We start from the raw sequence: 21,211 nt of genomic DNA, 5'->3' as shown, positions 1-21,211 counted from the left end.
TTTCGAGGTGTCGACAAGCTAACGCCGGAATGGGAAATAAAGAGTGGACGCCCGTCAGGAGTCTTGAATGATCGATCTCTACTACTGGCCCACGCCGAACGGCCATAAAATCACGATCTTCCTCGAGGAGACCGGGTTGGCCTATCGACTCAAGCCGGTGGACATCGGCAAAGGGGACCAGTTCAAGCCGGAATTTCTGGCGATCTCCCCGAATAACCGCATGCCCGCCATCGTGGATCGCGCGCCCTCGGATGGCGGCGCGGAAGTGGCGATCTTCGAGTCCGGCGCCATTCTGCTCTATCTCGCCGAGAAGACCGGCCGCCTGCTGCCGACCGACCTTCGCCCCCGCATGCGCGTCCTGCAATGGCTCTTCTGGCAGGTAGGCGGGCTCGGCCCCATGGCCGGGCAGAACCATCATTTCGGAAAATACGCCCCGGCGCGCATCCCCTACGCCATCGATCGCTATCGCAAGGAGACGAACCGCCTCTACGGCGTGCTGGACCGGGAATTGGCGAAGTCCCCTTATGTCGCCGGCGACTATTCCATCGCCGACATCGCCTGCTATCCCTGGATCGTGCCCCATGAGGACCAGGACCAGGACCTCGACGACTTCCCGCATCTCAAGCGCTGGTTCGAATCGATCAAGGCCCGGCCGGCCGTGACGCGCGCCTATGCGGCCGGCGCGCCTTATGGGCGGCGGGGGCCGGACTTCACGGCGCTGGAGCGCGAGATCCTGTTCGGGCAGACGGCCGCGCGCCCGGAGGCAAAATAGGGAGCCGCGATGACGCTCCTCTGGATTGCTTCGTCGCTTCGCTCATCGCAACGAAGCGGCGGACGCGCGGGGTTGTGCCCGCGCCTTCGGCTTGTCCGCTCCGCCGCCGACATCTCAATAACAACTGATGAACTCGCGATAGACCCAGCCGAGCCGCCTGCCGCCCTGCGTCGACACATAGGCCCAGGGCTTGCCGGCGTTATCTTCGCCATAACGCTGGACGTAGACGATGCGGCCGTTCTCGATCGCGCCGATGACGTTCTTCTTCTGGTCGCGGATATTGAGCGGCGTCCCGGTCGGGTCCGTCACCTTGCAGCGGTCGCCCGCGAGCGCGGGAGCGGCCCAGGCGACGACGGCGGCGAGCGCGGCGAGCACGAAGCCGGTGGTCAGCGAGGATTTGACGGACATTGAAATCTCCTTCGGTCGATGCAATCGGCTATAGTCCTGCCCTCGCCGCGCGGAGTTGCGCCGGCGCACATGAGCTTCGTCATGAGGAAAGCCGCTCTCCCGCTCTGCCTTCTCGCTTTCGCCGCGCCCGCAAGGGCCGAGCCGCCGCCGGGTTTTGCGCGCCTCGCCGACGTCGCGCCGGACATTGCGCAGGATATGCGCTATGCGGGCTCCAATAATTTCACCGGCCATCCCGCGCCCGGCTATCGCGCGCCGCAATGCTGGCTGCGCGCCGAGGCCGCCAAGTCGCTCGCCGCCGCGCAAGCGGACGCCAAGGCGCAGGGCTTTTCGCTGGTGGTCTATGATTGCTATCGCCCGAAGCGCGCCGTCTCGTCCTTCGTGGAATGGTCGCGCAACGCCGACCGGTCCACAAAAGCCGATTATTATCCGAGCCTCGAGAAGAGCCAGCTCTTCCCGCAAGGCTATATCGCCGAGCGCTCGACGCATTCGACCGGGCTCGCGGTCGATCTCGGCGTTGAGGGCTGGGATTTCGGCACGCCCTTCGACTTTTTCGACCGGCGGTCCTGGACGAAAGCCAAGGTCCCTGGCGACGCGCATGCGCATCGCGAGGCGCTCGTCGCCTTGATGAAGCGGCACGGCTTCGAAAATTATCCGCGCGAATGGTGGCACTTCGCCTTCAAGGGCGCGGGAAACGCGGCGAGCTACGACGTCGAGGTGGAGTGAGCGCCCTTCTCGGCGCGATTCCCTTCGCCGCGCGGCCGTCATTGCGAGGAGGCGAAGCCGACGAAGCAATCCAGAGCCACGTCGCGGCCTCTGGATTGCTTCGCTTCGCTCGCGATGACGCCGGGGCGCAGTTAGGACTTTCTGCAACTCCGTCGAATCCACTCCGCAAGCGCCTCTTCGTCGATCTCGCGATTGGCGAATTGCGAAACGAGAATGAAGCAATCCTCGTCGCGCGCCGTCAGCTCATAGCCATTGTCGGCGAGAAACGTTTCCAGCGCGACCAGGGCGACGCGCTTCTTGCCTTCGACGAAAGGATGGCTGCGGATGAAGCCGGCGGCGCAGGCGGCGGCGAGGCGCGCCGCGTCGCTTCGCGGCTCCATGCGCGCGACGTCCCGCGGGCGGAGAATGGCGTTCGCCAGCGCCGCCTCGCTGATGAGCCCGACGGCGCCGCCATGCGCGGCGAGAACTTCCTCGTGAATGGCGAGCGCGATGTCGCGATCCAGAAACCGCCAGCTCACTTGGAAAGCTCGCGCAGCGCATTGTGGCGCTTGCTGATGATGCGGCGCGCCAGCGCCACGCGCCGCTCGAAATCGGGATCGCTCTTGGTGATGCGATAGCCCTCGGGCGAGCGCGTCAGATATAGGCGGTCGCCCTTCTCGACATTGAGATCGGCGATGATCTCCCGCGGGAGGACGACGCCGAGCGAATTGCCGATGCGGATGATCTTGAGCGCGCCGAAGCCTTCGGCGGAATCTGTTTCGGTCATGGTTCCTACTTCCGTATTAACCTTAACTGTTGCAACAAATGTTATAACAGCTCCGTGAACGGCGCAACATGACAAATCGGCGCGCGTGGATAAACTGCGCGCCGCATGCGTCCCGACATTCTCGCCCCGCTCTTCGGCCGCGTCGCCGCCCTGCCCGGCGTCGGCCCCAAGACCGCGCCGCTCTTCGATCGACTGCTGACCGGCGCGGGCCGGCAGGCGCGCCTCGTCGACCTTCTGTTTCATCTGCCGACGAATGTCATCGACCGCAGCCAGCGCCCCACGATCGCCGAGGCGCCGATGGACACGATGGTCGTGATCAAGGCGCGCGTCGCCGAGCATCGCCGCCCGCAGGGACGCTACGCCAAGCAGCCGTTTCGCGTGCTCGTCGAGGACGACACCGGCGATGTGGAGCTCGTCTTCTTCCTCGCCAACGCCGACTGGATCGAGCGCAGCCTGCCGATCGGCGCGACGCGTTGGATCTCCGGCCGGATCGAGCTTTATGACGGCCGGCGCCAGATCGTGCATCCCGACCGCGTGCTCGACGAAGCCGGGCTCGCGAAGCTGCCGCCCTTCGAGGCCGTCTACGGCCTCACCGAAGGCCTTCAGCCGCGCTTCGTCTTACGCGCGACGGAAGAGGCGCTGGCGCGCGTTCCGCCGTTGCCGGAATGGCAGGAGCCGACCGTGCTCGCCGCAAACAAGCTCCCGCCTTTCGCGGAAGCGCTGCGCGCCGCCCACCGCCCCGACAGCGCAAAGGCGCTTTCGCCGCAGCATCCCGCGCGCCAGCGCTTGGCGCTCGACGAATTGCTCGCGAGCCAGCTCGCGCTCCGGCTCACGCGCGCCAAGATGCGGCGGCTGCCGGGCCGCGAGAACAAGGGCGACGGACGCCTGTCGCGCGCGATCGAGGCCGCCCTTCCTTTCCGCCTCACCGGCGCCCAGCGGCGCGCCCTCGACGAGATACGCGCCGATCTCGGCTCCGATCTGCGCATGCTGAGGCTGGTGCAGGGCGATGTCGGCTCCGGCAAGACGGTTGTCGCGGCGCTGGCCATGGCGAGCGTCGTCGAATGCGGGCGGCAGGCCGCGCTCATGGCGCCGACCGAAATCCTGGCGCGCCAGCATTACGACCGACTCGCGCCGCTCATGGAGCCCGCCGGGATGCGCGTGGCGCTGCTCACCGGGCGATTGAAGCCGAGCGAGCGCGCCGCGACCCATGCGGCCGTCGCCGCCGGCGGCGTCGATGTCGTCATCGGCACTCACGCTTTGGTCCAGGACGATCTCGCCTTCCACGACCTCGGCCTCGCCGTCGTGGACGAGCAGCATCGCTTCGGCGTGCAGCAACGCCTTGCGTTGGGCGCAAAGGGCGAGGCGGTCGACGTGCTGGTCATGACGGCGACGCCCATTCCCCGCACGCTCGCGCTCACCGCTTTCGGCGACATGGACTCTTCCGCGCTCGACGAAAAGCCGCCGGGCCGAACCCCGATCACGACGCGAGCCTTGCCGGCCGGGCGCATCGGCGAGGTCGTCGCCGGCCTTCAGCGCGCGCTGGCGCAGGGCGCGCGCGCCTATTGGATCTGTCCGCTCGTCGAAGAAAACGAGGATCTCGATCTCGCGGCCGCCGAAGCGCGCGCCGGCGATCTGCGCCATTATTTCGGCGACGCGGTCGGCCTTCTGCACGGGCGCATGAAGGGGCCGGAAAAGGACGCGGCGATGGAGGCCTTTCAGCGCGGCGAAACGCGCGTGCTCGTCGCGACCACCGTCGTCGAGGTGGGCGTGGACGTGCCGGAGGCGACCATCATGGTCATCGAACACTCCGAGCGTTTCGGCCTCGCGCAATTGCATCAATTGCGCGGCCGCGTGGGACGCGGCTCGCGGGAATCGACCTGCCTCCTGCTCTATAAGGGGCCGCTGAGCGAGGCGGCCAAGTCGCGATTGATGGTCTTACGTCAGACGGAAGACGGATTTCGTATTGCGGAAGAGGACCTTCGCCTGCGCGGCGAAGGCGAATTGCTCGGCACGCGCCAGGCCGGCCTGCCGGGATTTCGCTTGGCCGATCTCGCCGCTCATGCAAGGCTGCTCGCCATCGCCCGCGACGACGCGGAGCTCGTTCTGCGGCGCGATCCGGAGCTTGCGAGCGAAAGGGGCGGGGCGCTGCGCGCCCTGCTCTATCTTTTCGAACGCGATGAAGCGATCAGGCTTTTGCGGGCGGGATGAGTCAAGCGGCCGCGCGCTGCGTCTGGCCGAACTGGGGAACGAAACCCGCAATCGTCTCGAAGGGAATGCGACGGTCGAAATTCAGCGTGCGGGCGTCGCCGACGATCAGCGCCTGCGGCGCGAGCAGCACGGTCTCATAGTCCATATAGTTCAGGAAGCATTCCTGATTCATCATGGCCTGAGCCAGCGTGCGATAGGAGCATTTCTCGGACGTCGCGAGATCCTGGGCGCGCGTCACGCTTTCGACATGCAGCGCAAAGCGCAGCTTCGTCTGCTCGACCTCGAAGACGAAAAGCATCTTCGTCGCCAGGCGGCCCGCGCTCTCGGAGCGCCAGTTGCCCCACCAGGGGTCGCCGCCCTGCGCTTCCTGCTGCTCGGCCTGAAGCAGGCGCGCGAGCGGCCAAAGGCGGGCGAATTTCGTGCGGCTCAGGAACCAGGAGCGAAATTCATGGGATTCCACAAGCTTCGAAGCGAAAATTTCTTCCAGTCCGGAAAAGGCGCTATCCATCGTTGAGTTCCTGCTTTGGCAAATCGGCCCGGTCCGCCCGCCGAGCCTTCCGCCTTCATAGAACAGCCGACGTGAAAGTTCGGTTTAAGAAATGCATTGAAAAAGAATAACGTCAAATAAGCGTAAACGCCGCAAAGGACCTAGTAGCCTGCGTCGCTCGAATTGACGGGCTTTTTGGAAGACGTTCATTGAGGCGGAAAACATCAACAAAAAGGCCAGCAATTCGAGTGACGGAAACCACTAGCTCGCCTTGCGCCGCGCGAGGACGATGCGGTTGCTGTTGACTCCCTTGGCGTTGTTGGCCACACCCCAGCAATTGCTCGTTTTGGTGAAGCGCTGGCGGTTGACCATCACGCCGAGGCGCTCGAACGGCAGCCCTTCCATCGCCGACCAGACGAGGCGTTCGAGCAACAGGCCCCCGCCCCGCACCTCGCCGACTTCATAAGCCACGTGGCCGCCGGGCCGTACGATTCGCGCCAGCGCTTCAAAGACGGCGCGCGTCATCTCGGCCCAGGCGTCGGCGCTTCGCAATTGCGAAAGCCGCATGGCGTCGGCTTCGATCCCGGCGAACCAGTTTCGCAGCCAGTTATCCGCGCGATAATCGACGACGTCCAGAAAGGGCGGCGACGTCACGACGAGGTCGACCTCGGCGTCGCGCAAATGATCCGGTCGCGTCGCGCAGGCGACCGCGAGGAGCGATGGCGGCGACGGCGGCGTCCCGTCCGCGAGCAGCGCGCGCGACTTCTTCAGGATCAGCGCGGCGACGTCCCGGGCGGGAGGCCTCTGCGCGCGCCGTTCGTTGATTCTGAGCTGCGCCTTGACGCTCACCGCCTGATTCGGCGGCAGGGTGTATACGGAAAAGAATCCCGGCGAGTGGCCCGTCAGCCGGTTCAGCGCGACCATTCTGATCCAGTCGTCCACGGGATCGGGCTCGGAAGCGCCCGCCAGGCGCGCGAGCAGCCAGGCGCGCAGCCCGCAAATCCGCCGGAGCGTGTCGGGATGGTAGAAGGCGAGCAGATCGTCGCGTTCGATCTCGCCCCTATCCAGCGGCGCCTCGGCGAGACGCGCGGCGACGGCGTCGATCGCCGGCGGGCGCAGTCTCGGCCTTGTCAGCATCAGCGACAAGGGATTGGCGTCGGAGCCCACGGCGCGGCGGCCGAGCAGCGCCGCCTGAAGAGGCGTCGTGCCGCGCCCCATGAACGGATCGCAGACCGTATCGCCGGCCGTGGTCAGCCGCTCGATGAAAAAGGCCGGAAGCTGCGGCTTGAAGCAGGCGCGATAGCTGATCTCGTGCAAGGCGTGCGCGGAGCGCTGACCAGCCGTCCAATATTCGTTTACGTAATAAGTAAGACCCGCCTCCTCCACGATTTGCGTGGGGGCGCCGAAGGCGTCGAAGGCGCGGAGCGCGTCGACGAAGCCGCCGACCGGGCGCGCGGCTTTATGAGACGCGATCGACAAGTCGCGGCAATCGGCTGATCCTGGCGCCGTTTTCCTCCCGCGCCAGCGACAATTCGAATTGGAGCTGCAGCTCGAGCCAGTCCTCCGGATCGACGCCGAACCAGTGGCCGAGGCGCAAGGCCGTATCCGCCGTTACGCCGCGCTGGCCGTTGATGATCGCGGTGACGCGATTGACGGGCACGTCGATGTCGCGCGCCAGATCGGAAGCCGTCATGCCCAGATCGGAAAGATGCCGCGCGAGAATCCGTCCGGGATGAGTCATGCCGTTCTCCACCGGGTCGGGGCGGAATTTGCGTTGGCGCGTCGGGAGTCGCGCGGGCGCGCGCTGGACCGGCTCGGCGACCACGCGGCGCGGCGCGGCGACGTGTCGGGCGCGCATGGGAGGCGCAACCGCGGCGGCGGGCCGGACCGGCGCTGCGCCGTTATAGCTCGACGGGAACGCTCCCGAAAGGAAGAGACGCGTGAGCGCCTCGCGATATCGGCCCATTGCCGGCTCCGCTCAATTCCTTCAATGTCGCTCATTTATGTATTCCGTAAAACACAATTCGACGCGTCTCATACCCTGTCCGCCTGCTCGCCGGCCTGCCATCCGGCGCGGGTTTCCGCGATGAAATCCGTAAGGCGGCTTTCCGCGACGGCGTTCCGCAAACCGGCCATCAATTCCTGATAATAAGCGACATTGGCCTGGGTCAGCAGCATCATTCCGAGGATTTCCCCCGCTTTTACGAGATGGTGCAGATAGGCGCGGGAATAGTCGCGCGCCGCCGGGCAGCTCGACTCGGGATCGAGCGGCGCCGCGTCTTCCGCATGGCGGGAGTTCTTGATGTTGATTTTTCCGAACCGCGTATAAGCGAGGCCGTGGCGCCCGGCGCGGGTCGGCATGACGCAGTCGAACATGTCGACGCCGCGCGCGACCGCCTGCACAATGTCGTCTGGCGTCCCGACGCCCATGAGATAGCGGGGCTTTCCCATCGGCAGATGCGGGACGGTCGTCTCCAGCATCTCCAGCATCACTGCCTGCGGCTCGCCGACCGCGAGGCCGCCGACCGCGAGGCCGTGGAAATCCATCTGCGCGAGCGCGCGGGCGCTCTCGACGCGCAGCGCCTTGCTGGCGCCGCCCTGCACGATGCCGAAGACCGCCCTGCCCTTCTGTTCGCGAAACGCCTTGCGCGAGCGTTCGGCCCAACGCAGCGACAGCCGCATGGCGCGCTCGGCCTCTTCGTCCGAACATGGCAGGCGCACGCATTCGTCGAACTGCATCTGAATGTCCGAGCCCAGCAGATGCTGGATTTCCATGGAGCGCTCGGGCGAGAGATGATGGCGCGAGCCGTCGATATGAGACTGGAAGGTGACGCCGCTCTCATCGAGCTTCCTGAGCTTGGCGAGCGACATCACCTGAAAGCCGCCCGAATCCGTGAGGATCGGATAGGGCCAGCGCATGAATTCATGCAATCCGCCGAGCTTTGCGACGCGCTCGGCGCCGGGACGCAGCATCAGGTGGTAGACATTGCCGAGCAGAATGTCCGCGCCCGTCGCCCGCACGTCCTGCGGAAACATGGCCTTCACCGTCGCGGCCGTTCCGACCGGCATGAAGGCGGGCGTGCGGATGGTTCCGCGCGGCGTAAAAATCTCGCCTTTGCGCGCGGCGCCGTCCGTGGCGTGGACGGCGAAGGAGAAGTCCTGACTCATCTGCGTTCCTTAGTCATTCGGGCGCGCGCCCTCTCCCCGCGAAAGCGGGGAGAGGGTTGGGGTGAGGGGCAAAGCCGTAACGCGAATGCTGGCGATTTGCGGAGAAAGCCCAAGCGTCTTACTTTCTCGTGGCGGCTTCGCCCCTCACCCTGCCCTCTTCCCGCTTGCGGGGAGAGGGTTGGGGTGAGGGGCAAAGCCGTAACGCGAATGCTGGCGATTTGCGGAGAAAGCCCAAGCGTCTTACTTTCTCGTGGCGGCTTCGCCCCTCACCCTGCCCTCTTCCCGCTTGCGGGGAGAGGGATTGGACCCGGCGCCCCTCATTTGTTGTCAGAAGACGACTTGGCGCCAAGTTCGGCAATCTTGACGATCTTATACTGTCCGCTGTCCGTCTCGTTGAACCAGACGGTGAAAGACGCGTTCACCTTGAGTTCCGCCTCGCGTAAATCCGTCCGCCAATGGTCGGCGCCCGCGCCGAAATCGATACGGCCGTCACGGCGCAGAATGAAGGGGCGCGGATGCGCGCCGTCAAGATCGACGGCGCCGAAGACGTCCCAGGTCGAGGCGAGCCGCGCGCCCTCGATCCGCAGATCGACGGTCATCCGCGCTTCGGTCGGATCGTCCCGCCACAGCGCGATCAGGCGACAATCGCGCGCCGCGCTCATAGGCCGGCGCGATGCAGCAGGCTTGCGTCGCCATAGGAGTAGAAGCGATAGCCGCTTTCGATGGCGTGAGCATAGGCCTGCTTCATGCGGTCCAGGCCGCAAAAGGCGGAGACGAGCATGAAGAGCGTCGATTTCGGCAGATGGAAATTGGTGACGAGCATATCCGTCGCGCGGAATTTATAGCCCGGCGTGATGAAGATGTTTGTCCGCGCCGCGTAAGGGGCGAGGCGCCCGTCCGGCGTCGCGGCGCTCTCCAGCGTGCGTAGCGCCGTGGTGCCGACGGCGACGATGCGGCCGCCTTTCGCTCGCGCGTCGTTCAGCGCCTGCGCGGTCGCGGCGTCGATGCGCGCGAATTCCGCGTGCATCTTGTGCGCGTCCGTATCCTCCGCCTTCACTGGCAGGAAAGTGCCGGCGCCGACATGGAGCGTCACGCGGTGGAGCGTCACGCCCTTCGCTCGAAGCGCGTCGAGAAGCTCGGGCGTGAAATGCAGCCCCGCCGTCGGCGCGGCGACGGCGCCGGCCTCTCGCGCGAAGACAGTCTGGTAATCGGCCTCGTCCCTGACGTCGGCGGGACGCTTGCCGGCGATATAGGGCGGCAGCGGCATCTCGCCCGCGGCCTCGATCGCCTCGTCGAGCGCGGCGCCGGAGAGGTTGAAGCGCAGCGTGATCTCGCCTTCCTCGCCCTTGGCGTCGACATGGGCGATGAGTTCAACATCGTCATTGCGAGCGCAGCGAAGCAATCCAGAGGCCGTGCTGTGGCTCTGGATTGCTTCGCTGCGCTCGCAATGACGGGTGAAGCGGATTTCATCGTCCACAGCCAATTTTTTCGCCGGCCGCATGAGCGCGCGCCAGCGGGAGTCGTCGAGCCGCTCGATCAGCGTCGCCTCGACGCCCGCGCTCAATTCGCCGCGAAGGCGCTTGCCGGAAAGCCGGGCGTGAATGACTCGCGTGTCGTTGACGACGAGCGCGTCGCCCGCGCGCAGATATGACGGCAGGTCGCGCACGATCCGGTCCTCGAAGGCGCCGGTCGGCGGAACGATGAGCATGCGCGCGCCGTCGCGTGGCTCCGTGGGACGAAGCGCGATACGGTCGGGCGGAAGATCGAAGTCGAAGAGGTCGACGCGCATGAAAGTGCGTTTGCCCCCTCTCCCCATGCAATGGGGAGAGGGCTGGGGTGAGGGGCGAGGCCAGACCGAGAGCGCCAAAAGCGGCTCTGCCCCTCACCCTAACCCTCTCCCCGCATGCGGGGAGAGGGAACCGAGTCAGCCGCCCAGCGTGGCCTTGACGATCTTGTCGGGATCCTTCACAGGCTCGCCGCGCTTGATCTGGTCGACATTCTCCATGCCGGAGATCACCTCGCCCCAGACCGTATATTGACGGTCGAGAAAGCGGGCGTCTCCGAAGCAGATGAAGAATTGCGAATTGGCCGTGTCGGGATGCGAGGCGCGGGCCATGGAGCATGTGCCCCGCACATGCGGCGCCGTGTTGAACTCGGCCTCGAGATTCGGATAGCTGGAGCCGCCCGTGCCGGTGCCGCGCGGGCAGCCGGTCTGCGCCATGAAGCCCTCGATCACGCGGTGAAAGACGATGCCGTCGTAAAAGCCCTCGGAGACGAGCTGCTTGATGCGCGCGACATGCTTGGGCGCGAGATCGGGGCGGAACTTGATGACGACCGGACCCTTGGTGGTCTCCAGCGTCATGGTGTCGGCGGTGTCTGTCATATGGACTCCTGTGTTTATGCCGTCATTGCGAGGAGCATATGGCGAAGTCGGGTATACCCGACTTCGAGAAATGCGACGAAGCAATCCAGGGGCCTCGTCGCGGCTCCCGATTGCTTCGCTTCGCTCGCAATGACGAGCCTACGTACGGTTTCAGCTCTCGTCGCCCGCGACGCGCATCTTGACGATCTTGTCCGGCCCCTCGACCATGCCGTTATTGGACTTGTCGCCCTTCTTGATCTTGTCGACGACGTCCATGCCGGAGACGACCTCGCCCCAGATCGTATATTTGCCCTGGAGCTGCGGCGCATCGGCGAAGCAGATGAAGAATTGCGAATTGGCGGAATCCTTGTCGCCCGGCTGGCGCGCCATGGCGACCGTGCCGCGCTTGAAGGGCAGATCGCTGAATTCGGCCTTGAGGTCGGGATAGCGCGAGCTGCCCATGCCCGTCCCCTCCGGATCGCCCGCCTGGGCCATGAAGCCGTCGATCACGCGATGAAACACGATATTGTCGTAGAAATGCTCCTTGGCGAGGCGCTTGATGCGCTCGACATGCTTGGGCGCGAGATCGGCGCGCAGCTTGATCGTGACGCGCCCGTCCTTGGTGTCGAGATAGAGGAGCTCGTCCTCCGCGCGGACGACGGAAGCCGAGCCGAGCGAGACGGAGAAGGCCGCGGCGGCAAGCAGCAGGCGGCGGGTGATTTTCATTGAAAAGCCTCCCTTCAGGCCGTGGTTTTAGCCGCGCCTTGCAATGGCGCGTTTAAGGGCCTCGACGGAGGCGGCCGGCGCGAAGGCCGACACGTCGCCGCCAAGCGCCGCGATCTGACGCACGAGCGTGCCGCTGATATGGCGGAGCCCTGGCGAGGCCGGCAGGAAAACCGTGCGAATGCCGGGCGCGAGCGTCCCGTTCATCCCCGCCATCTGCATTTCATAGTCGAAATCGGAGCCGTCGCGCAATCCGCGCAGAATGGCGCAGGCCCCCTGCTCTTTCGCGGCCTCGACCACGAGCCCGTCGAAGCTGACGACCCCGACCCGCGCCGCGAAACCCTCCTCGTCCGCAACCGCGCGGACCGCCTCGGCGCGCTCCTCGAAAGTGAGCCACGGCGCCTTCCCCGGGTGCACGCCGATCGCGACGACCACGCTGTCGAACAGCGCGACGCCCTGGCGGATGACGTCCAGATGGCCGTTGGTCAGCGGGTCGAACGTGCCGGAATAGAGCGCGGTCCGGCTCATGGCGAAAGCTCGTGCGCGATCTTGCCCGCGACCACGGTCGTCTTCACGACGCCCTGCAGCAACGCCCCGTCGAAGGGCGTGTTGCGGCAGCGGGAATGCAGCTTCTCGGGATCGACGACGAAGGGTTCGTCGGGGTCGAGGCGGATGAGATCGGCCGGCGCGCCTTTTTGCAGGCGTCCCTGCTCCAGCCCGAGGATCTCCGCCGGGCGGGAGGACATGGCGGCGAGGAGCCTCGGCAGCGCGACGTCGCCCGAATGCACGAGCCGCAGGCCGGCGGCGAGCATGGTCTCGACGCCGATGGCGCCGAATTCGGCCTCCGCGAAAGGCAGGCGCTTGGTCTCGACGTCCTGCGGATCATGGTCCGAGACGATGACGTCGATGAGCCCCTCGGCGAGCGCCGCGACGAGCCGCTTGCGCTCGTCCTCATGGCGCAAAGGCGGGCGCAGCTTCAGGAAGGTGCGGTAGTCGCCAATGTCGTTTTCGTTCAGCGTAAGATGGTTGATCGTCGTGCCGCAGGTGACGGCGAGGCCGGATTCCTTCGCTTTACGTAACGCATCCAGCGACAGCGTCGCGGTGACGATCGCCGCGTGATAGCGCGCGCCGGTCAGCGCCGCGAGACGCAGGTCGCGATCGAGCATGACCGCTTCCGCCTCGCGCGGCACGCCGGCAAGGCCAAGGCGCAGCGCGAAATCGCCCTCGTTCATCACGCCGCCGGCAAGGTCGGGATCCTGGGTGAAATGCACGACGAGCGCGCCGAAATCGCGCGCGTAGGTCATGGCGCGCCGCATGACGAGCGCGTTCCGCACCGAGCGCGCCCCATCGAAAAAGGCGACGGCGCCGGCTTGCTGAAGAAGTCCCAGCTCGGCGATCTCCTTGCCCTCGCGCGCCTTGGTCAGCGCCGCCATGGGCAGCACGCGCACGCGCCCCGTGTCTCGCGCGCGGCGCAGCACGAAATCGACCACGGCGGGGTCGTCCACCGCCGGGAAGGTGGAGGTCGTGGCGACGAGCGTGGTGACGCCGCCGGCGGCCGCCGACAGGGTGGCGCTGGCGATGGTCTCGCGATGCTCGGCGCCGGGCTCGCCGACAAAGGCCTGCATGTCGATGAGGCCGGGCGCGAGAACGTCGCCGCCGCAATCGATGATCCGGGCGCCGCCGGGGGCGGAGTCGCCTGTGATCCCCGGCCCGAGATCCGCAATGCGCCCGTCGGAGACGAAAAGCCCGCCGCGCGTCTCCGTCCCGTTGGCCGGGTCGATCAGGCGGGCGTTGACGAAAAGAAGCGGCGCGGGGCGTTGAGGCGACATGGCGCCTGATTAGGGCATTTTGCGGGGGTTGGAAATGCCGCCTCCCGTCAATCCCGCCAAGCTCAGTTGCGTGAGCGCCTCTACAAGACGCTCCACGCCCGCCGCGTCGAAAACCATCCCGAACGGAGACAAGGCCAGCAGTTCGGCCTTTCGCACGAAAAAGATCGGTTGCTGCGCGAGCCAGAGCGTGTGGATGGCGATTTCTTCACGCAGCGCGTCGTCCGGCAGGAAGCGGCGCACAACTCTCTCGGCCAGTCTGAAAATCCGGGGCGGCCGGGCCTCGACGAAGCTCTTGAACACCGCGCTCGGCCGCACGCTCTCCCAGGTGTAGAGCCGCAAATATTGACTCACCCGGTCGCGCTTCACGAGCGGCGACAGGAATTGCCGCAGATAGAGGCGCAGCGCGTCTTCCGGCGGGAGGCGGTCGAGCTCCTCGGCGTCGAGAAAGCTCTCCTTCTCCAGCGCGTCGGCGGCGGCTTCGAGCACGGCGCGGTACAAGCCCTCCTTGCCGCCGAAATGATAATTGATCGCCGCCTGATTGGCCTCGGCGCGCCGCGTGATGAGCCGCACCGAGCCGCCCTCGAAGCCGTGCTCGGAAAAAACGGACACCGCCGCCTTGATCAGCGCCGCCCGCGTCGCTTCCGAAGCGCGCGAGACTCCGCGCGCCTTCTCCCGCGTCTCCAACAAGCAAGCCCTCAATAGCCGAGCCAGTTCAGCCCGCCGCTCACGGCGCTCCCGACCGACCGCGCCCCGCTCCAGACCTTTTGCGCGAGCTTGGCGGAGACGACCGAAGGCGTCAATGAGGCGAGGACGCCCGGCTCTTCGAGCTTCGACTCGGGGACCGTTTCGCTCGCGGCCGGCGACGGCGACCGGGTCGCCTCGGCGCTCCTGGGCTCGGGCGCGCGCTCTGTCCTTTTCGGCGCCGGTTCTTTCGATGGCTTCGCCGGCGCGACCTCCGCCCTCGGACGCGGCGAGGCGGGGGCCGGCGCCTCGGCGCTTCCGGGAAGGATCGGCATCGTGGTGAAGGCCGGGGCCGGCGCGACCGCCGCGTCCTCCTCCCAGGCGATCGGCTGCAGCCCGCCGACCAGCACGCGATCGGTGAACTTGCCGCTTTCCGGATCCACATTGGCGGCAACGGGCTTGTTCGCCGCGAAGTCGAAAAGGTCCGGCGCCTGTGGAACCAGCGATCCGAGCGCGGTCGCGACGAAGCAGGCGGCCGCGTTCATGAGAATCGAATGCGACTTGGCCCGAATGACGCGATGCGCCGAAACGCGCGCGTCGACGGGAATGCTGCGCGAACTGATTTTTTTGTCGATCTCGACCGTCATGGCGGCAACCTCGATTTCAAACGAGCGCTCGATTTCAAACGAACGACTGAATTTCATACGATCGTTTGAAGCAGAAATATGGCGAGCCGCCGACCCTCTTCCGCCGGGGGGGGGAACCGTTCCGAGGAGGAGGAGGAGGTTCAGCCTGCCGACGTCGCGCCGGGCAAGGCCGCAACAAGGCTTCTCCGCCGTCGTTGCGAGCGGAGCGAAGCAATCCAGTGGGCGCTCGCGGCTCTGGATTGCTTCGCTCCGCTCGCAATGACGCGGAAAAAATGGGCAAAAGCCCGAGTGACGGAAGCCGCTCGACGCCCGAGATGGTTGTTCGCCCGGCCGCCTGATCGCCGCAAACCATCTTGGAAGGGCGCCACGCACATGTATATTACGTTGTCATGACGATAACGCATCGGCTTCGTGACATATCGCCGCTCATCGGCTTCGCCCTGCTGCTGCTGACGCCGGGGGTGGCGATCCGCTGCGGGGTCATTCCTTTCGACATGCGATTCGAAGCGCTGCTGATCGTCTCCGCCCTATGCGTCGGCCTGTGCGTGGTTGCGGGCTATACCTCGGCCGAGCTCGGCCTGCGCGAGCCCTGGGTGGCGCGGCACTGGGTTGTCTGCGCCCTCGTCACGCTCGGCGTCGGCGCCGCCGTCTATCTGGAGGCGCAGTTCTTCTCCGCCGGCCGCGAGCAGCCCGACTGGATGAAATTCGCCCCCTTCTACGTGCTGGTGTCGAGCCCCTGCCAGGAGCTCGTCTGCCGCTCCATCCCCAAGCTCATCAGCGACAAGCTCCAAATGAGCGGCGTGAACTACATGCTGTTCTCGGCCGCGACCTTCTCGCTGATGCACGTCGCTTATGGCGACGCGCTCTTGCTTTGGAACACATTCTTCGTCGGCCTCGTCTGGGCCGCCGCCTATCAGGCGACGCGAAACGTCTGGCCGGTCGCCGCATCGCATGCGGCGGTCGGGACTTTCGCTTTCTGGCTCGGAATCGCCTGATCTCTAATCCGCTGGCGCCGCGACGATCGCCGTGCGCAGCAGCAGCCAGAGCACGCAGGCGTTCAAAAGATGCCACAGGAAATGCGTTCCCGCCGGCAGGGCCGCGCAAATGTCGCGGTCGATGGTGCGGAAGATCAGCGAAACGAGAAAGGTCGCCGCCGCCGCCGCGAGCCCTTTGGCGGCGCCCGGATTCCCGCCCCGCAGCAAGGCCGCGAAAGCGACCAGCGCCGCGAGCGCCGGCAGATAGGAAACCGAGCCGTTCAGGCCCTCCACATGCGCGTCGACAAGCGCGCTCGCGATCCCGAAAGCGATCGTCGCCGCCACGGCGGGAAGCAGCGCCAATTTGAAGAATCGGCGCAGGGCCAGCAGGAAATAGCCATAGATGAAGACGGCGATCGGGATCACGTCGAGCAGCATGGCGCCGCGCGTCGCAATCGTATGAAAGACGAAGCTCCCGACGCCCACGGCCGCGGTGACGGCGACGAGCGCCGCCGCCGGCGCGTCGCTCCTTTCCTGACGGCGCAAAAGCGCAAAGGCGGCGGCGGCCGCGATCAGAAAGGCGGCGTTGCTCACGGCGTTGAGCGGCTCGGCCCAGAAGCCGCCATCGAGCCGCTCGCAATAGTCGATGACCGGTTCTCGCCAGTTCATGGGAAATGCGCCGCCTCGCTTCGGGATGGCGCATCTGTCGCGGATGCGGCTGTCACAATCAACGCCGCCCCGGCGCGATCACTTCCCGGCGAGCGACTTTAACGAGGGCGGCGGCGGCGCCTTCGTCTCCTCGAGCTTGGCGAAGCGCACCAGCACGTCGGCGCCGTCTTCCGGCGGCGAGGCGAGCCGCGCGCGGAAGGCGACCTTCTCTCCCGCCTCGAGCCGCGATTTCGGCGTCGGCGCGCTCCAGGCATAGCGGTCGAGGCCGTTGGCGCCCCGCACGGCGAGCGTTATCGACGGAACGCGATTCGCTTCGCGGCGGATATTGACGATCTCGCCTTCGGTCACGAGCACCCGGCGCGGACCGTCCATCACGATGCGCGAACGCACGCCGCGCAGTTCGAGCCCGGCGAGATTCACCGGCATGCCGACCGCCCGATAGGCGGTCGAGAGCGGCGGAAAAATACGGACGATGCGCTCGCGCATGGCGATAAGCGCCGTCGCGCCGATGATGATGGCGACGATTGTCGCAAAGACCGGCCAGCGGTCGCGCTTTTGTTCGGGCAGCGCGCGCGCGACGGGACGCGCGGGGCGGCCCCATAGCTCGTCATAGCTCGGCGCGCGCGGCGCGTCGCTCGACGCCTCGGCGGCGATCTCCCGCGGAGCCGCCAGCCGGTCGAACTCCCTGTCGTGAGCAACGCTCATTTCAAGCTCCCGCTTATGCGCCGCGCGACGTCGCGAGCATGATTCAATTAAGCGGGGATTATGGTTAAGGACGGGTGAACTGGTATGCTTCCGCCGCCGATTCCCGAGGGCGCGCGGCGAAAGCGAGAGACCAGTGTTGAGCTTCGAGAATGTCGGCCTGCGCTACGGCGTGGGGCCGGAGACGCTCCGCGACGTCACCTTCGACATCGCGCCGGGCTCCTTCCAGTTCCTCACCGGCCCTTCCGGGGCCGGCAAGACCACGCTTATGCGCCTCATCATCATGGCGCTCAAACCCACGCGCGGGCTGATCAATATTTTCGGCCGCGACTCGGCGACGCTGGACAAGGACGAGATCACCGAGACGCGCCGCCAGTTCGGCGTCGTGTTCCAGGATTTCCGCCTGCTCGATCATCTCACGCTCTACGAGAACGTCGCCCTGCCGCTGCGCGTGCTCGGCCGCGAGGAGGCGAGCTATCGCTCGGAGGTCGTCGAGCTTCTGAAATGGGTGGGCCTGGGCGAGCGCAAGCACGCTCTGCCGACCGTTCTTTCCGGCGGCGAGAAGCAGCGCGCCTCCATCGCCCGCGCGCTCATCTCCCAGCCCAAGCTTCTGCTCGCGGACGAACCCACGGGAAATGTCGATCCGACTCTCGCGCGCCGTATCTTGCGGCTCTTTGTGGAATTGCACAAATCGGGGACGGCGGTGGTGATCGCGACGCATGATCTGAGCCTGATGGACCAGTACGAAGCCGCGCGGCGACTCGTGCTGGCGGATAGCCGCCTACACGTCTTCGAGTGAGAAAGATGTCGCCGCCCTTCGCCGGCGCGCTCCTTGCGCGCGTCAAAGCCATCCGCCAGCCGCCGGCGCCCGGCGAGGAGGATGCGCCCGCTTCGCCCTCGGCCCTCGTGCCCACGGATTCGGTCGCCGGCCGCTCGCTCGTCATCGTCATCGCGATCATGACCTTTCTCGCCGCGCTCGCCGCCGGCGCGGCGCTGCTCGTCGCCCAGGCCAGCGTCGAATGGCGCGCCGAGGCCTCGAGCGAGGCGAGCGTGCAGCTCCGGCCCGCGCCGGGGCGCGACATGGAGGCGGATCTCAGGAAGGCCGCCGAAATCCTGCGAGCGACCGCGGGGGTTCGCGAGGCGCAGATCTATAGCCGGGCCGAGTCCGAGGCGCTTCTGGCGCCCTGGCTCGGCCAGGGGCTGGACCTCTCCGAGCTTCCGACGCCCCGCATGATCGTCGTGAAGCTCGACCCCAGGCGCCGCCCGGACCTCTCCGCCTTGCGGGAGGAGCTGGCGGGCGCGGCGCCCAACGCCGTGCTCGACGATCACCGCATCTTCCTCGAGCGGCTCGGCGACATGGCGCGGGCGGTGGTCGCGGTGTCCGCCATGATCTTCATCCTCATCGTCGGGGCCATGGGCATTGCGGTGGCCTCCGCCACCCGCGCGGCGGTCGCCACCAATCGCGAGATCGTCGAGGTTCTGCATATCGTCGGCGCGGCCGACACCTTCATCGCGCGGGAGTTCCAGCGGCGCTTCCTGGCGCTCGGCCTGCGCGGCGCGCTGATCGGCGGCGGCGGCGCGATCGGCTTTCTGTTCCTGGCGCGGATGCTCACGCGAAACTGGCGCGCGACGGCGGGCGGCGAGCAGATGGAGGCGATGTTCGGCGATTTCTCGATCGGGCCGGAAGGCTTCGTCGTCATCCTCCTGCTCGCCGGCGGGATCGCGCTGCTTACGGGCTATCTCTCCCAGGCGATCGTCTTCCGCCATCTGAAGCAGCTCGGATGATCGCCCTCGCCCAGACCGCCGCCTTATGACCATATATCTGTCGAGAAACCGCGCGCTCGCGCGGGGAACGCCGGAGCGCGCGGCAAAGCAAGAACGGGCCTTTCGCGAGGCGCGTGCTCTAAACTTTGGAATCGATTACCTTTTCTGCGAGTGGCGATTCCGCCCATTGCAGCGTGGCCTAAGGCTTGGAGGAGCGGCGAGGTGAGGTCGACGGCGCGCCGCGGCGGCGCGGGGGAGAGCGGCATCGGGCGCGCGGCCGCGCGGGTGGCGATCGCCTTTCTCGGCGGCGCCCTCTTCCTGTTCGCCGCCGGCTATGTCTGGTTCGCCTTGTCGCTCGCGCGCGTCGAGCCGCGCTTGACCGTCAAGGCCGAGGGAGTCGTCGTCTTCACCGGCGGATCGGATCGTGTGCTCGAGGCCGCCGGCCTGTTCGCCCATGGGCAGGGAAAGCGCATGCTCATCACCGGGGTCAACCGGGCGACGCGCAGTTCCGAGCTCGCCAGGCTTCTTCCCCTGCCCCGCGACCTCTTCAATTGCTGCGTCGATCTCGGCTACCAGGCGCTCGATACGATCGGCAACGCCCGCGAGACGCGCGAATGGGCGCAGGTCCACAACATCACGCGCTCGCTGATCGTCGTCACGTCCAACTACCACATGCCGCGCGCGCTTGCGGAGCTTTCCGCGGAGCTGCCGGAGGTGAGGCTCTACCCCTTCCCCGTCGTCAGCGAGCATGTCAACGTCGCGGGATGGGCGAGCGATCTCAACGTCATCCGGCTCGTCGGCGGGGAATATCTGAAATATCTCGGCGCGCTCACGCGCATCGCCTTCCGTCAGAACGAGAGCGGCCTCGATCTCGCCCAGCTTCGGGCGAGCGAGACGGCCTCGCAATGAGCGCCTTGTTAAGGCCGGCGCGGCTGGCGTAAAAGGCCGCGCAACCTGCCAGAGAAACGCCGCCCATGATCTTCCTGCGTTCGCTCCTTTTCCAAATCCTGTTCTTCGCCTCGATGGTCGCGCTGCAGATCGTCTGGCTGCCCGGATTGTTCATGCGCCGCCAGGTCTCGCAGGAGCTGGGGCGCACATGGGGCCGCATCTCGCTCTGGCTCCTGGACAAGATTTGCGGGACCAAGGTCGAGTTCCGGGGCCTGGAGAACATCCCTCGGGGCGCCGTGATCGTGGCGTCCAAGCATCAGTCGATCTGGGACACTTTCGTCCTACCGACGAAATTTCCGGATTTCAGCTATATTTTGAAACACGAGCTCGTCTGGATACCCTTCTTCGGCTGGTATCTGAAGGCCGCCGAGCAGATTGGCATCGACCGCGCCAAGGGCGGCAAGCTGCTCCCGCAGCTCATCGAAAAATCCAAGAAGATTTTCGAGCAGGGCCGCCAGCTCTTCATCTTCCCGGAGGGCACGCGCCGCCCCGCCGGCGCGCCGCCCGCCTATAAGATCGGCGTCGCCCATCTCTATGCGGCGTCCAACGCGCCTGTGCTGCCCGTCGCCCTGAACGCCGGCCTCTTCTGGCCGCGCCGCTCCTTCCTGATCCGTCCCGGCGCCATCGTGATGGAGTTTCTCCCCGTCATTCCGCCGGGCCTGCCGACGCGGGAATTTTTCGACAGGCTTCAGACGGAAATCGAGACCGCCTCCGACCGGCTGATCGCCGAGGCCGTGGCGAAAGATCCGAGCCTCGCGGCGGTCGTCGCCGAGAACCGCGAGAAGGCCATCGCGAAGGACAGGGAAAAGGCGGCGGAGAAGGCCGCGCGGGCGGGAGCGGAGAAGGCCTGACACCGATTCCGTTTGATTCATTCTCGTGCGCCGTCATTGCGAGCGGAGCGAAGCAATCCGGAGCCGTGATGACGCCCCTGGATTGCTTCGTCGCTTCGCTCCTCGTAATGACGGTGTGCAAGCATTGTCGCGAAGCAATCAGGCGGAAACCGTATGAGAGACCGGGTTAATGCGCCTCCAGCTAAAGCTTGAGATGCTGCTCGACGCGGCGCAGGCGGCCTTCCATCTCGCTGATCAGCACGCCATGGCCGACGACCGTCGTGTGATATTCCACGACGGCGCGGCGAAGGCCGACGATCTGGTCGCTCAAATCCTTGCGCGTGCGGTCGACCTTGGCGTCGAGGGTGGCGAGGTCAGAGGCGACGTCGGCGCGGAGGGAATGCATCTCCGAGCGAAACTCCGCGCGAAGCTCGGCAAGATCGTCCTTTGTCGCCATAACCGCACGCATGCTCGCCATTTCTGCGCGCATATCATTCAAAATTCGCAAGACCAAGCTTTCCGGTTCGTCGCTCAACTCAGCAGCCTCGCT

The 21,211-nt window shown here is 66.3% G+C and carries 26 protein-coding genes; 8 read left to right on the top strand and 18 right to left on the bottom strand.

What is annotated here, in order from left to right; translation table 11 throughout:
• The first annotated feature begins 67 nt into the window (after positions 1-67).
• On the top strand, positions 68-772 hold the full coding sequence (locus tag ACV7JP_RS15940) for a glutathione binding-like protein (RefSeq protein ID WP_457796633.1): 705 nt from the start codon (positions 68-70) through the stop codon (positions 770-772).
• A gap of 114 nt (positions 773-886) precedes the next feature.
• On the opposite strand, the gene ACV7JP_RS15935 is transcribed toward ACV7JP_RS15940, so the two are convergent.
• On the bottom strand, positions 887-1,180 hold the full coding sequence (locus ACV7JP_RS15935; protein ID WP_457796632.1) for a peptide-binding protein: 294 nt from the start codon (positions 1,178-1,180) through the stop codon (positions 887-889).
• Positions 1,181-1,261: 81 nt separating this feature from the next.
• Between ACV7JP_RS15935 and ACV7JP_RS15930 the strand changes: the two genes are divergently transcribed.
• Entirely contained in the window at positions 1,262-1,903 is a 642-nt protein-coding gene (locus ACV7JP_RS15930) for a M15 family metallopeptidase (protein ID WP_457796631.1), read from the top strand.
• 131 nt (positions 1,904-2,034) lie between these two features.
• On the opposite strand, the gene ACV7JP_RS15925 is transcribed toward ACV7JP_RS15930, so the two are convergent.
• The gene (locus tag ACV7JP_RS15925; protein ID WP_457796630.1) at positions 2,035-2,421 is read right to left on the bottom strand and encodes a type II toxin-antitoxin system death-on-curing family toxin; all 387 of its coding nucleotides are present in this window, start codon (positions 2,419-2,421) and stop codon (positions 2,035-2,037) included.
• Positions 2,418-2,669 carry an AbrB/MazE/SpoVT family DNA-binding domain-containing protein gene (locus tag ACV7JP_RS15920; protein ID WP_457796629.1) on the bottom strand — a complete coding sequence of 84 codons (252 nt, stop codon included), beginning with the start codon at positions 2,667-2,669 and terminating at the stop codon, positions 2,418-2,420. The genes ACV7JP_RS15925 and ACV7JP_RS15920 overlap by 4 nt, the downstream gene beginning before the upstream one ends.
• A 105-nt stretch (positions 2,670-2,774) precedes the next feature.
• Here ACV7JP_RS15920 and recG point away from each other — a divergent pair, with 105 nt between their 5' ends.
• Entirely contained in the window at positions 2,775-4,877 is a 2,103-nt protein-coding gene (recG, locus tag ACV7JP_RS15915) for an ATP-dependent DNA helicase RecG (protein ID WP_457796628.1), read from the top strand.
• 1 nt (position 4,878) lies between these two features.
• On the opposite strand, the gene ACV7JP_RS15910 is transcribed toward recG, so the two are convergent.
• The 12 genes from ACV7JP_RS15910 to ACV7JP_RS15855 form a co-directional block, all read right to left on the bottom strand.
• A complete protein-coding gene (locus tag ACV7JP_RS15910) occupies positions 4,879-5,385 on the bottom strand; it encodes a hypothetical protein (RefSeq protein ID WP_457796627.1) in 507 nt (168 codons plus the stop codon).
• Positions 5,386-5,625: 240 nt separating this feature from the next.
• Positions 5,626-6,843, bottom strand: a complete 1,218-nt coding sequence (locus tag ACV7JP_RS15905; protein ID WP_457796626.1) for a DNA methyltransferase — start codon at positions 6,841-6,843, stop codon at positions 5,626-5,628.
• On the bottom strand, positions 6,824-7,330 hold the full coding sequence (locus ACV7JP_RS15900) for a HigA family addiction module antitoxin (protein ID WP_457796625.1): 507 nt from the start codon (positions 7,328-7,330) through the stop codon (positions 6,824-6,826). Before ACV7JP_RS15900 ends, ACV7JP_RS15905 begins: the two co-directional genes overlap by 20 nt.
• 68 nt (positions 7,331-7,398) lie before the next feature.
• Positions 7,399-8,532 carry a tRNA guanosine(34) transglycosylase Tgt gene (gene tgt / locus ACV7JP_RS15895; protein WP_457796624.1) on the bottom strand — a complete coding sequence of 378 codons (1,134 nt, stop codon included), beginning with the start codon at positions 8,530-8,532 and terminating at the stop codon, positions 7,399-7,401.
• 317 nt (positions 8,533-8,849) lie between these two features.
• Positions 8,850-9,194 (bottom strand): hypothetical protein, encoded by a 345-nt coding sequence (locus tag ACV7JP_RS15890; protein WP_457796623.1) that lies wholly within the window; start codon positions 9,192-9,194, stop codon positions 8,850-8,852.
• Positions 9,191-10,321: a tRNA preQ1(34) S-adenosylmethionine ribosyltransferase-isomerase QueA gene (gene queA, locus ACV7JP_RS15885; protein WP_457796622.1), complete on the bottom strand. Its 1,131-nt coding sequence runs from the start codon at positions 10,319-10,321 to the stop codon at positions 9,191-9,193. The genes ACV7JP_RS15890 and queA overlap by 4 nt, the downstream gene beginning before the upstream one ends.
• Before the next feature lie 135 nt (positions 10,322-10,456).
• Entirely contained in the window at positions 10,457-10,915 is a 459-nt protein-coding gene (locus tag ACV7JP_RS15880; RefSeq protein ID WP_457796621.1) for a peptidylprolyl isomerase, read from the bottom strand.
• A gap of 150 nt (positions 10,916-11,065) precedes the next feature.
• Positions 11,066-11,620, bottom strand: a complete 555-nt coding sequence (locus ACV7JP_RS15875) for a peptidylprolyl isomerase (RefSeq protein WP_457796620.1) — start codon at positions 11,618-11,620, stop codon at positions 11,066-11,068.
• A 27-nt stretch (positions 11,621-11,647) separates the two neighbouring features.
• Positions 11,648-12,145 (bottom strand): pantetheine-phosphate adenylyltransferase, encoded by a 498-nt coding sequence (gene coaD / locus ACV7JP_RS15870; protein ID WP_457796619.1) that lies wholly within the window; start codon positions 12,143-12,145, stop codon positions 11,648-11,650.
• The gene (pyrC, locus tag ACV7JP_RS15865; protein ID WP_457796618.1) at positions 12,142-13,446 is read right to left on the bottom strand and encodes a dihydroorotase; all 1,305 of its coding nucleotides are present in this window, start codon (positions 13,444-13,446) and stop codon (positions 12,142-12,144) included. The genes coaD and pyrC overlap by 4 nt, the downstream gene beginning before the upstream one ends.
• A 9-nt stretch (positions 13,447-13,455) precedes the next feature.
• Positions 13,456-14,133, bottom strand: a complete 678-nt coding sequence (locus tag ACV7JP_RS15860) for a TetR/AcrR family transcriptional regulator (RefSeq protein ID WP_457796617.1) — start codon at positions 14,131-14,133, stop codon at positions 13,456-13,458.
• A gap of 8 nt (positions 14,134-14,141) precedes the next feature.
• On the bottom strand, positions 14,142-15,146 hold the full coding sequence (locus tag ACV7JP_RS15855; protein ID WP_457796616.1) for a hypothetical protein: 1,005 nt from the start codon (positions 15,144-15,146) through the stop codon (positions 14,142-14,144).
• 17 nt (positions 15,147-15,163) lie between these two features.
• Here ACV7JP_RS15855 and ACV7JP_RS15850 point away from each other — a divergent pair, with 17 nt between their 5' ends.
• On the top strand, positions 15,164-15,769 hold the full coding sequence (locus tag ACV7JP_RS15850; protein WP_457796615.1) for a CPBP family intramembrane glutamic endopeptidase: 606 nt from the start codon (positions 15,164-15,166) through the stop codon (positions 15,767-15,769).
• A 3-nt stretch (positions 15,770-15,772) separates the two neighbouring features.
• Here ACV7JP_RS15850 and ACV7JP_RS15845 read toward each other — a convergent pair whose 3' ends face one another.
• Positions 15,773-16,417 (bottom strand): ceramidase domain-containing protein, encoded by a 645-nt coding sequence (locus tag ACV7JP_RS15845; RefSeq protein WP_457796614.1) that lies wholly within the window; start codon positions 16,415-16,417, stop codon positions 15,773-15,775.
• A 78-nt stretch (positions 16,418-16,495) separates the two neighbouring features.
• The gene (locus tag ACV7JP_RS15840; RefSeq protein WP_457796613.1) at positions 16,496-17,122 is read right to left on the bottom strand and encodes a hypothetical protein; all 627 of its coding nucleotides are present in this window, start codon (positions 17,120-17,122) and stop codon (positions 16,496-16,498) included.
• Positions 17,123-17,255: 133 nt separating this feature from the next.
• Between ACV7JP_RS15840 and ftsE the strand changes: the two genes are divergently transcribed.
• The 4 genes from ftsE to ACV7JP_RS15820 all read left to right on the top strand — a co-directional run bounded on the left by ftsE (position 17,256) and on the right by ACV7JP_RS15820 (position 20,682).
• Positions 17,256-17,918 carry a cell division ATP-binding protein FtsE gene (gene ftsE, locus ACV7JP_RS15835; protein WP_457796612.1) on the top strand — a complete coding sequence of 221 codons (663 nt, stop codon included), beginning with the start codon at positions 17,256-17,258 and terminating at the stop codon, positions 17,916-17,918.
• A 5-nt stretch (positions 17,919-17,923) separates the two neighbouring features.
• Positions 17,924-18,904 (top strand): cell division protein FtsX, encoded by a 981-nt coding sequence (locus ACV7JP_RS15830; protein WP_457796611.1) that lies wholly within the window; start codon positions 17,924-17,926, stop codon positions 18,902-18,904.
• Between the two features lie 201 nt (positions 18,905-19,105).
• Positions 19,106-19,792 carry a YdcF family protein gene (locus tag ACV7JP_RS15825; protein WP_457796610.1) on the top strand — a complete coding sequence of 229 codons (687 nt, stop codon included), beginning with the start codon at positions 19,106-19,108 and terminating at the stop codon, positions 19,790-19,792.
• 65 nt (positions 19,793-19,857) lie between these two features.
• Positions 19,858-20,682, top strand: coding sequence for a lysophospholipid acyltransferase family protein (locus ACV7JP_RS15820; RefSeq protein ID WP_457796609.1), 825 nt, complete (start codon positions 19,858-19,860; stop codon positions 20,680-20,682).
• Between the two features lie 181 nt (positions 20,683-20,863).
• On the opposite strand, the gene ACV7JP_RS15815 is transcribed toward ACV7JP_RS15820, so the two are convergent.
• Positions 20,864-21,130, bottom strand: coding sequence for a hypothetical protein (locus ACV7JP_RS15815; RefSeq protein ID WP_457796608.1), 267 nt, complete (start codon positions 21,128-21,130; stop codon positions 20,864-20,866).
• Positions 21,131-21,211 lie beyond the last annotated feature (81 nt).

It is taken from the genome of Methylocystis sp. S23, from assembly GCF_054106005.1.
Note: the sequence above shows the minus strand (reverse complement) of the source record. Positions and strands in the feature narration are given on the sequence as shown.